At 66.4% G+C, this 2,408-nt stretch carries 2 protein-coding genes and 1 pseudogene; all 3 read left to right on the top strand.

Features of this window, described 5'->3' with window-relative positions; all coding sequences use genetic code 11:
- A pseudogene (locus BLS91_RS20110) lies at window positions 1-471 on the top strand (peptidoglycan-binding domain-containing protein); the annotation flags it as partial.
- 2 nt (window positions 472-473) lie between these two features.
- A complete protein-coding gene (locus BLS91_RS19370; protein ID WP_092342707.1) occupies window positions 474-1,121 on the top strand; it encodes an ABC transporter ATP-binding protein in 648 nt (215 codons plus the stop codon).
- Window positions 1,118-2,224, top strand: a complete 1,107-nt coding sequence (locus BLS91_RS19365) for an FtsX-like permease family protein (protein ID WP_241983013.1) — start codon at window positions 1,118-1,120, stop codon at window positions 2,222-2,224. Before BLS91_RS19370 ends, BLS91_RS19365 begins: the two co-directional genes overlap by 4 nt.
- Window positions 2,225-2,408: the final 184 nt, after the last annotated feature.

Genomic DNA, 2,408 nt, shown 5'->3' with positions numbered 1-2,408 from the left:
CTCACCGGCGGAGAAAACGTCGTGCGGGCGTTACCGGCCGCGCCCATCTTCACCGTACCGGTCAGCGAATCCCAGGCCGCGTTGATGCCCACGGGAACGCGGGTAGAAATCTCCAGCATCGACGGCGGCATTTGGGAAGGGTTCGTGGCCGACCAGGCCGCTGATGAGACCGGACTGATTGTCATCACCCTCGTGGGCAAAGACGGCGCGGTCATCTGCGCCGATGCCTGCGCGAGCATCCCCGTCACGGAGCAGTCGCTGCTGTCATCACGGATCGTCACGGTGGAATCGATCGCCGGACTGATGGTCCCGAGTGCCGCGCTGCTCAGCGCGGCCGACGGCACCGCATCCGTCATCGACAACGCCGGCACGAGTCATCCCGTGACGGTGGTCACCAGCGCCCGCGGAATGTCGATCATTGACGGCGTCGCCGACGGCACCTTGGTGCGCATCCCGGCGACGGCCGACTAGCCATGGTCGATACCATCCGGCTGGCCGCCCGCGACATCACCTTCGGCTACGTTCCGACCGCACCGATCCTGGCGGACTGGAGCGCGGACTTCCACGCCGGAGAGGTGGTCGCCATCACCGGCCCGTCCGGGCGCGGCAAGTCCACCCTGCTCTACGTACTCGGCCTCATGCTCAAACCCACCGCCGGACAGGTGCAGATCGACGGGACGGATGCTGCGCACCGGCGCGACGCAGACCGCGCCGGTTTACGGGCGCATCAGTATGGCTTCGTCTTTCAAGACGCTGCCCTCGATGCCACCCGAACGGTGCTGGACAACATCATCGAGACCACCCTCTACCGTGGAACCCCTCGGAAGCCGGCCATTCGGCGCGCGCACGAGCTGATGGACCAGTTCGGCGTTGCGTTGCGGGCGAACGCAAAACCGGGGCAGGTGTCTGGCGGGCAAGCGCAACGCATCGCGCTCTGCCGTGCCTTACTCAACGACCCGCAGATCCTGCTCGCGGACGAACCCACCGGCAACCTCGATCCGGCCTCATCCGACCTCGTCGTCGATGCCCTGCACGCCCAGGCCCACCGCGGCGCGGCCGTCATCGTCGTCACCCACGACCCGGCCCTGGTCGCCCGCTGCGACCGCCGACTCGAACTATGACCTCGCTTCATCGGTGGGCTGCCGTGGTGCGGGAAGCGTTGGCGACGGCGTGGGCCCAACCCGTCGCATCCGTTGTCACCATCGTCATGGTCGCCGGCATGTGTGCCACGGTACTGCTGACGACTGGACGCACCGTCGGGGCGGAGCAGGCCGTGCTCGGCTCAATCGACTCGGAAGGGACCCGCTCCATCATCATTCGTGCCGACACCGACGCCGGGCTCGACGCCACAGTGCTGGACCGGCTGGCACACATCGACGGCATCCAATGGGCTGGAGCGTTCGGTATCGCCCAGGACGTCACCAACCTCCAATTTGCCGGCGCGACCAAGGTCCCGATGCGCTTGGCCTGGAGCAGCCAACTCAACCACCTCGGGATCACCATGCTGCCGCCAGTGAGCAACGCCTCGATCTGGGCATCACCGACTGCGCTGGCGGGCCTGGGAATGCCGGACGCCGTCGGGGCTGTCGTGGACGACTCCGGCGTCGACTTCGCCGTCACCGGGAGCCTGACCGTTCCGGACTTTCTCGCCTTCCTTGAACCCCTCGTCATCGCCCCGCAGACCGAAAACACCCCGGGAACGGTCGCCGTGCTCATTGTCATCGCCGACCGCCCCGACCTGGTCGCTCCCGTCTCCGACGCGGTGCGATCCGTCCTGGCGGTCACCGATCCCGCCAAAGTGACCCTGACCACGAGTGAAAACCTCGCCGCACTCCGTGGCCTGGTTGAAGGACAGCTGGATTCGTTCGGCCGCAGCCTCGTCGTCGTCGTTTTCGCACTGACCGCGGTGCTGGTGGCAGCGATTCTTTACGGCCTGGTGATGCTGCGTCGCAAGGACTTCGGGCGCCGCCGCGCCTTGGGCGCCTCCCAAGCCCTGATCATCTCGCTGCTCCTCACGCAAACCGGTGCCCTCGCCCTGGTCGGTGCCACGATCGGCAGCATTGCAGCGTCGATCGGGCTGACCGTCTCCGGAGATCCACTCCCGGGCTGGGACTTCGTCGGCGCCGTCGCACTCCTGTCGACCACCATCGGCGTGATCGCGGCCCTGGTACCCGCGCTGGTGGCCGCCCGCCGCGATCCGCTCAAAGAACTCCGCGTGCCGTAACCAACGGCGCACCGACCAATGTCAGGAAACGAACGGGGCGACATAGCTGATCCAGGATCAATCACCAAGAGCAGACAGCTCGGCCAAATTGTCCCGTAGGGGGTTGGCGGATTCAACCGGTCGTCGCAACGATGGGCTTTTCTGGCTCTGATAATAGTCGTTGCATGGCTTCAGCGGGTGTGCT

The organism is Cryobacterium flavum, from assembly GCF_900103805.1.
In the GTDB taxonomy this organism is placed as follows: domain Bacteria; phylum Actinomycetota; class Actinomycetes; order Actinomycetales; family Microbacteriaceae; genus Cryobacterium; species Cryobacterium flavum.
This window is presented reverse-complemented; position numbering and strand designations above follow the sequence as displayed.

Bases quoted from the DNA above. Each gene is read 5' to 3' on its own strand.
- BLS91_RS19370 (WP_092342707.1), top strand. From the start codon at position 474: ATGGTCGATACCATCCGGCTGGCCGCCCGCGACATCACCTTCGGCTAC.
- BLS91_RS19365 (WP_241983013.1), top strand. From the start codon at position 1,118: ATGACCTCGCTTCATCGGTGGGCTGCCGTGGTGCGGGAAGCGTTGGCG.